This is a genomic window from Mesorhizobium sp. M7A.F.Ca.US.002.01.1.1, from assembly GCF_004022955.1.
Classification (GTDB): Bacteria; Pseudomonadota; Alphaproteobacteria; order Rhizobiales; family Rhizobiaceae; genus Mesorhizobium; species Mesorhizobium ciceri.
Window position 1 is genome coordinate 1 of record NZ_RZQE01000271.1, and the last position, 8,065, is coordinate 8,065.

An 8,065-nucleotide genomic window follows, 5' to 3' on the forward strand; every position below is an offset into this window, starting at 1 on the left:
CCCCAGCACCGGATCCATGTATCGTGCATTGAGATACAGCAGGCCGGTCTCGGGATCGAAGCGTTCGCCGATGTAGTTCTTCTGCGTCTGGAAGCCGGTGTTGAGGCTTTCGCCATAGGTGGCGTAGCTGTTGCTTTCGACGGTGTTGCCCGACATGTCGGTGACCATGCGCACCGAGGCGAGGTGTTCGCGGTGCAGGAAGTATTTGGTCGTGCCGACGACCTTGATGTCGGGATGCGGATAGCGGGTGTAGATTTCTCCACCCGGTATCGCCGGATTGATCTCGACATTGGCGTCGGGATAAAGCGTCGTGGCGAAGCTCGATGATTTTTTCGCTCGCGCCCCGTCCGGTCCATAGGCGAGATTGACGGTGCTGGAGGCGCGCGTGACCGTTTTCAGCCGGTTGGCCTCGTCCCAGACCAGCGTGCGGCTGCCGTCGGAGGTCAGATTGCCATTGGCGTCATAGGCCATCGCATTGGCGCCGACCGTGATAGGCGCATGCGGACGAGCAGCGTTCGCCGAGGGATAGACATAAGTGCCGGCCACACGCGTGCGCGAAATCATGTTGTCGTTGGCGGCATAGACGAAGGTTTCGTCCAGCGTGTTGTCGCCGAGATTGTCGGCAGAGATCAGCCGGTCGGCATTGTCATAGACATAGTGCCAGCTGTTCGGACCCGTGGCCGAGGTTCCAGCGATGTCGGTAATTCGGCCGAGGCTGTCACGGGTAAACTGGCGATCCATTACTGTCCCGGCGCCGAGCGTGGTGGTTATCCGCGTCAGCCAGCGCCGCGTCGGCGAGTAGGTGAAGGACGTTTTTACGCCATTGGCGTAGGTGATCTCCTTGGTCTGGCCATCAGCCTCGTAGATCGTCGAGGTGATGAAGCCGGGCGCCGAATAGAGCTTTTTGCCGGCGGTGTATTGCAAGTGCGCTATCGGCGTGCCGAAGTCGAGCTGCACTGGAAAGTACTGGTTGCGAAGCGTTTGGCCGGAGCCGTCGTGAACGTTGAACGTAGTATGGGTGATCCCCGCGATCGTGGCATCCTGACGGGCGATTTTGCCGAGACCGTCATAATTGTAGAGCTGGACGGCGGCGGCGTTTTCCGAGCGGGTCACTTGGCCGATGTTGTAATAGCCTGACGCCGCCTGGTCATAGGTGTTTTGGGTCAGCGTCACCGGGCTGCCGCCAGGCGCGGTTGCCGTCTTCAGGGTCAGCCGGTCCATCTGGTCGTAGGCGAGCGTGGTGACCGTGCCCCTGGCGTCGGTCTGGCTGACCAGCCGGTTGGCGGTGTCATAGACATAGGTCCAGGTGCCCAGATCGGCGTCCGACGCCGACAGCCGATTGCCGAGCATGTCGTAAGTGTAGGTCCAGGTCGAACCGCCAGGATCGGTGACGCCGATCAGCCGACCGAGCAGATCGTAGCTGCGGCTCTCCGGCAGATTGAGGCCACCGACGTCGCGAATGATGCCGGCAATGTCACCGCGTGTCGTCGATGGAGTTCTGGTCAAATGCCCGAGCTCATCGGTCAGCGTCACCCCGTAAAGTCGGGGGGTGGGTGTGCCGGTTGCGGTCGCGATGTCGTGCAGATAGCTGCGCTGGCTGGCATCCGGATTGATCGTCTTTGTCAACCGGTCGGCCCAGTCGTAGCTGTTGGTGGTCCACTGTGCCGTCTCACCGACGAACCTCGGGAAGGCGGTACGCAGCACATTGCCGCGAAGATCGTAGTCGGTCTCGGCAATGCGTCTTGCACTGGCCGCCGTCTCTCCGGGGGTTTCCACGCGATAGACCCGGCCAAGCCCGTCATAGAAGGAGCGGGTAAAATCCTCGCCGGCGCCCCCACTCGCGCCATTGGGCAGCGGGGTGTACTTGACCAGCGCCTGTGTCGCCGGATTGCCCTCGTTCTCGAAGCGCGTCTTGGCATAGGCGCCGGTGACGCTCTGAGAGACCTGATAGGGCCGGCAGAAGGCGTCATAGGTAAAGGTTTTGACGAGACCATTCGGGTCTGTCTTCGTTGCCGGCAGGCCGCACACGGCATTGTAGGTGGCGGTCGAAACAAAGCGCGCGTCGGCGACCTGTCCGCGGGAGGACGCGCTCCTTTCAAGACGATCGGAATAGCGCGTGAGAAGTGATCAGGCCAGCAAATGCGCCAGCAGCGCCCTTAGTTGGGCCGGCTTCAGCGGCTTGCGCATCAGTTCGATGCCGCCGGAGCGGGCGGCCTTGGCGACGGCTTCCGAACTGTCGGCGGTGACGATCAGCGCCGGCACGGCGCGGCCGAGATAGTCGCGGACTTCGGCGATGGTCGTGGTGCCGAGATCGCCGCCGTCGAGATGCTGGTCGGCAATGACGATGTCGGGCACCCAGTCGGTGTCGCCAAGCATGTCTAGCGCATCGTCGGTCGAGGTCGCGGCCCGCACCAGGCATTGCCAGCGTTCGAGGAGGAAGGTCATGGCCTGCAGCACTTCGATATCGTTCTCGACCAGCAGCACCTTGGTGCCGAACAGGCCATAGCCGCGCGGCCGTTCCATATCGGCAACGCTGGCGATGGCATCGGCTGGCGCACCGATGCCGACGGGTACATCGATGTGGAAGATCGTGCCGCGTCCGACCTTCGACGAGAATGTCACGGGATGGCCGAGCGCGCTGGCCATGCGGCGCACGATGGCGAGCCCGAGCCCGAGACCGCCACCGTCCAGTTCGGCATTGGCCGGCGAGGTGCCGCGGTGGAACTCCTCGAACACCGCCTCGCGCTGGTCGTCGGGAATGCCGCAGCCCGTGTCGGCGACGTCGATGCGGATGGTGTCGCCGCGATGCCTGGTGCCGACAAGCACGCCGCCCGAGCGTGTATAGCCCAGCGCGTTGGAGAGAATGTTCTGCAGGATACGGCGCAGCAGCGTGCGGTCGGAGCGGACCACGGCATGGACCGGCCGGAATTTCAGCGACAGGCCTTTCATCTCCGCCACCGGCAGGAAATCCGAGCGGAGCGACGAGAACAGCGCCTCCAGGCTGACGTCGCTTATGTCGGGCTGCACCACGCCGGCATCGAGCTTGGAGATGTCGAGCAGGGTTCGCAGCAGGTCCTCCATCGTCTCCAGCGAGCGCTCGACCTGCCGCACCAGTTTCTTGCCCTCGTCGCTGGTCTGAACTTCGGCGAGCGCCGAAACCGAAAGGTGGGCGGCATTCAGCGGCTGCAGCACGTCGTGACTGGCAGCGGCGAGGAAACGGGTTTTTGACAGGTTCGCAAGTTCGGCGTTTTCCTTGGCGGCACTGAGGTCAATGTTCGACTGCTCCAGCCGCCGCAAGGTCGAGTGAAGTTCCTCGGTACGTGTACGCACCCGGTTTTCCAGCGAGATCGTGGTCTGGAACAGCGAAAAGGCGTTGCCTTGCTGGTCCATCGAGCGCTCGACGCGGCTGACCAGTGCCGCGTTGATCTTCTTCAGCTTTTCAAGATCGTTTATGTCCCTCAGCGGCATCTTGTTGCGCCGTCCTATTCCGCCGCCTGGCGCTCGCCGAAGGCGATGCCGGTGAAAGTCTGGTTCAGATGCATCGACCGGTACTGTTCGCCATAGGTGCCGAAGCCGATGACATTGTTGACCCGGTAGAGTTCCGAGATCTCGCGAAACACCTGCCGATTGCGTGCGTCCAGCCGGCGCAGCACGCAGTCGAAGCCGAGGATCATGTCGATGCCGCCAAGCCTCTCCTCGACGTCGCGCAGGGCGGCGCGCGTCGATTCCACCATGTCCTTGGGCTGAGCGATCGACAGCACGACGCCATCGTCTATGGCGCAGAAGAACGACAGCGAGCCGTCGGCATGCATCTTCTGGATCGACCGGCAATAATATTGTCCGCCCACCTTCACCACCACGGGATGCGAGGCGAAGCTCAGTGGCGTCAGCATCTGCGCGACGATACCGACGGACGCGGCGTATTCCTGCGCCGCATTGGTGGCGTTGAACTCGCGCACGATGCGGTGATCTGGATCGGAAGCCGTCACCACCAGTTTCTCATCGGTGGGAACGAAATTGTCGGTCTTGAAGACATGGAAGGGAATTTCGGTCGATATCAGCACGATGATGGCGCTGTCGGAGGTGACCTTGCCGTTCGAGATCAGGCGCGTCGTCTCGAATTTCAGATCGTCGCCGGCGGAGCCGCCAAGCAGCGGAATGTCATCGAGACCCCAGTGGATGGCTGAACTCACCGCTTCTTCGGCATAGGAGAGCCCGTCGATGAAGCAGAGCGCGAAAGTGCCTTTGGTCCGATCGCAACCGAGGCGCGCGCGCAGCGATCGCCGCAGGGTCTCGACCTCGCCGGTGATCCTGTCCATACCCGACGAGGACAGATTTTCGACCATCACGCTGACGGCGGTAAACGCGGTGGACGGAAGCAGCATGGCCAGCACATGACCATCCTCGAGACCTTGCGGCGTGATCTCGCCGGCAGTCGAGCAGCCGGCGTGGTGGAGCGCCGGCGCGTGGGTCATGAGCGCCTGGGAAAGGGCGCTGGCTTCGACCAGGCTCTGGGAAAAGAACAGCAGGGCAAAGCCCGCGTCGATGGCGGCTGCTTCCAGTGCGATCGCCCTGGCGAACGCCTCCATGTCGGGCTCGTCCGTGGTGAGCGCCGACAGGCCGCATGCATAGCGCGTCTGTGAATTGGCCAGCGATGTTCTCCGCATTTCCTCCGACGCTTTTTTGTGCGCGGCTGTTTTAAATGCTTCTGGCGCGCGGGCGTCGACCGACATTGTTGCCTTCAATCGGCGGTTTGGCAATGGGGCCACCGGCACCGCATGTTTGGGCGCGGCCATGACCGAAAGTACAATGTGCCGCGTTTGCGACGTGCTGTTTTTTGTCCGATGTGCGGTGTACCAATAACGCATGGCCGATGCGCCAACGCCGCGTTGGCAACGTGATGACCAAGGTTGATACCCAGGGAGGGACCATGTCGGACGTTTCGTTGATGGTGAACGGAAAGCGGGTCAGCGGTGCTGCCGAGGACCGAACACTTCTGGTTCACTTCCTGCGGGAAAATCTCGGCCTTACCGGCACGCATGTCGGTTGCGACACCTCGCAATGCGGTGCCTGCGTCGTCCACGTCGACGGCAAGGCGGTCAAATCCTGTACGATGCTCGCGGTGCAGGCCTCCGGCTCGACCGTGTTGACGATCGAGGGCCTGGCAAATGGCGCCGACCTGCATCCGGTGCAGGCCGCCTTCAAGGAACATCACGGGCTGCAGTGCGGCTTCTGCACGCCGGGCATGATCATGACGGCGACCGACATGATCGGCCGCCACCCCGAAGGGCTCGACGAGGCGACGGTGCGTGCCGAGCTCGACGGCAACATCTGCCGCTGCACCGGCTACCACAACATCGTCAAGGCGATCCTCGCCGCATCGACGACGATGAAGGGGTCGAAGGGTAAGGCGAAACAAGCGGCTTGAACGAGGCAGTAGGGCAATAAGGCAGTAGGGCAGTAGGGAATCGGAGCCAATTTTTCCCTACTGCCGTACTGCCCTACTCACCTACTCCCCTACAATCTCGGGAGGAATTTCTGATGGGCATTGAAGGTGTTGGCGCTCGGGTCGCGCGCAAGGAAGACAAACGATTCATCACGGGCGCCGGCCGCTATGTCGACGACATGGTGGTTCCCGGCATGAAGCACGCCGCCTTCGTGCGCAGTCCGCACGCGCATGCGCAGATCAAGAAGATCGATGTGAAGAAGGCCCAAGGCATGCCCGGCGTCATCGGCGTGCTGACCGGCAAGGAACTCAAGGCCGATGGCATCGGCAATCTCATCTGCGGCTGGATGATCCACTCCAAGGACGGCTCGCCGATGAAGATGGGGGCATGGTCGCCACTCGCCTTCGACCGGGTCCGTTATGTCGGTGACGCCGTCGTCATTGTCGTCGCCGAGACCAAGGGGCAAGCGCGTGACGCCGCCGAGGCGGTCGAGATCACCTACAAGGAGTTGAAGGCCGTCGTCGACGCCTCCAAGGCGATGGACAAGGGTGCGCCGCAGATCCACCCCGAAGCGGACAACAATCTGATCTTCGACTGGGACATCGGCAATGCCGACGACACGGAAGCGGCCTTCGGGAAGGCAGCCCATGTGGTCAAGATGGACATCATCAACAACCGGCTGGTGCCTAACGCCATGGAGCCGCGCGCCGCACTTGGCCATTACGACAAGGCCGAGGATCACTACACCTGCTGGACGACCTCGCAGAACCCGCATGTGGCGCGGCTGGTGATGAGCGCCTTCTACAATGTCGCGCCGGAAAACAAGCTGCGCGTGATTGCGCCCGATGTCGGCGGCGGTTTCGGCTCGAAGATCTACATCTATCCCGAAGAGATCGTCTGCCTGTGGGCGTCGAAGAAGACCGGGGTGCCGGTCAAATGGGTGGCTGACCGGACCGAGAGTTTTCTGACCGACGCGCATGGCCGCGACCATCACACCCATGCTGAAATGGCCTTCGACAAGGACCACAGGATCCTCGGCCTGAAGGTCGAAACCCAGGCCAATCTCGGCGCCTATATGTCGCTGTTTTCGTCGGCGACGCCGACCTACCTCTATGCGACGCTGCTGTCGGGCCAGTACAATATCCCGGCCATCCATGCCAATGTGAAGGCGATCTATACCAACACCGCGCCCGTCGATGCGTATCGCGGGGCAGGGCGGCCGGAAGCGACCTTCGTCATGGAGCGCATGATGGAGACGGCGGCCCGCCAGTTCGGCGTCTCGCCGGCCGAGCTGCGGCGCAAGAACTTCGTCACAGCGTTTCCGCATCAGACGCCGGTCATCATGTGCTATGACGCCGGCGACTATGCCGCTTCGCTCGATGCGGCAATGAAGGCGTCGGATTATGCCGGCTTTGCCAAGCGCAAGGCCGCCGCCGCCAAGAAGGGGCTGCTGCGCGGCATTGGCATGAGCTGCTACATCGAAGCCTGCGGCATCGCGCCGTCTGCTGCCGTCGGCTCGCTCGGCGCCGGTGTCGGCCTTTGGGAATCAGCGGAAGTGCGCGTCAACGCGGTCGGCACGATCGAGGTGCTGACTGGCTCGCACAGCCACGGCCAGGGCCATGAGACGACCTTCGCGCAACTGGTCAACGAGCGCTTCGGCGTGCCGCTCGATTCGGTCTCGATCGTGCATGGCGACACCGACAAGGTGCAGATGGGCATGGGCACCTATGGCTCGCGCTCGGGTGCAGTCGGCATGTCGGCCATCGTCAAGGCCCTCGACAAGGTCGAGGCCAAGGCCAAGAAGATCGCGGCACACCTGCTCGAAGCCGACGAAGGCGACATCGTCATCGAGAATGGCGCGCTGAAGGTCGCCGGCACCGACAAGAACGTGCCGTGGTTCCAGATGGCGCTGGCCGCCTACACTGCCCACAACCTGCCGGGCGGCATGGAGCCCGGGCTGAAGGAGACGGCGTTCTACGATCCGTCGAATTTCACCTTCCCGGCGGGCTGCTATATCTGCGAGGTCGAGGTCGACCCGGAAACCGGCGTCACCGAGATCGTCCAGTTCGTCGCTGCCGACGATTTCGGCAACATCATCAACCCGATGATCGTCGAGGGCCAGGTGCATGGCGGGCTGGCGCAAGGCATCGGCCAGGCGCTGCTCGAAGGCGCCCATTATGACAATAGCGGCCAGCTTTTGACCGCGAGCTACATGGACTACACCATGCCGCGCGCCGGCGATCTGCCGTCGTTCAAGGTCTCGACCTCGAACACGCCATGCCCGGGCAATCCGTTGGGGATCAAGGGCTGCGGCGAGGCCGGCGCCATCGGCTCGCCGCCGGCGGTGATCAACGCCCTCACCGACGCCATCGGCAGCAACGATCTTGCCATGCCGGCTTCGCCGTCCACCGTCTGGGCCGCGATCCGCGCGACGAAACACTGAAAGCGAATAGCGAATAGGGAGTAGCGAATAGGGAAGAGAAGGCGGTGCGACTGGATAGATCCTATTCGCTATTCGCTACTCCCTATTCGCCCATTCACCCAAGGGAGAATTCCATGTACGCAGTCAACTATCACCGCGCCGCCTCGGTCGCCGATGCTGCCAAGCTGGTCAAGAC

At 62.7% G+C, this 8,065-nt stretch carries 5 protein-coding genes; 2 read left to right on the forward strand and 3 right to left on the reverse strand.

The window, feature by feature from the left end; translation table 11 throughout:
- From EN932_RS22945 to EN932_RS22955, 3 genes are all read right to left on the reverse strand, one after another.
- Positions 1 to 2,028: RHS repeat protein (locus EN932_RS22945; protein WP_164890582.1), on the reverse strand; the 2,028-nt coding region annotated here is incomplete at its 3' end.
- 99 nt (positions 2,029 to 2,127) lie between these two features.
- Positions 2,128 to 3,468 carry a hybrid sensor histidine kinase/response regulator gene (locus tag EN932_RS22950; protein ID WP_013531263.1) on the reverse strand — a complete coding sequence of 447 codons (1,341 nt, stop codon included), beginning with the start codon at positions 3,466 to 3,468 and terminating at the stop codon, positions 2,128 to 2,130.
- 14 nt (positions 3,469 to 3,482) lie between these two features.
- Positions 3,483 to 4,667 (reverse strand): FIST signal transduction protein, encoded by a 1,185-nt coding sequence (locus EN932_RS22955; RefSeq protein ID WP_164753910.1) that lies wholly within the window; start codon positions 4,665 to 4,667, stop codon positions 3,483 to 3,485.
- Positions 4,668 to 4,930: 263 nt separating this feature from the next.
- Between EN932_RS22955 and EN932_RS22960 the strand changes: the two genes are divergently transcribed.
- Together EN932_RS22960 and EN932_RS22965 are read left to right on the forward strand one after the other, a co-directional pair.
- Complete coding sequence (locus EN932_RS22960; protein WP_013531265.1) at positions 4,931 to 5,428, forward strand: (2Fe-2S)-binding protein; 498 nt, start codon at positions 4,931 to 4,933, stop codon at positions 5,426 to 5,428.
- 113 nt (positions 5,429 to 5,541) lie between these two features.
- Entirely contained in the window at positions 5,542 to 7,890 is a 2,349-nt protein-coding gene (locus EN932_RS22965; protein ID WP_013531266.1) for a xanthine dehydrogenase family protein molybdopterin-binding subunit, read from the forward strand.
- Positions 7,891 to 8,065 lie beyond the last annotated feature (175 nt).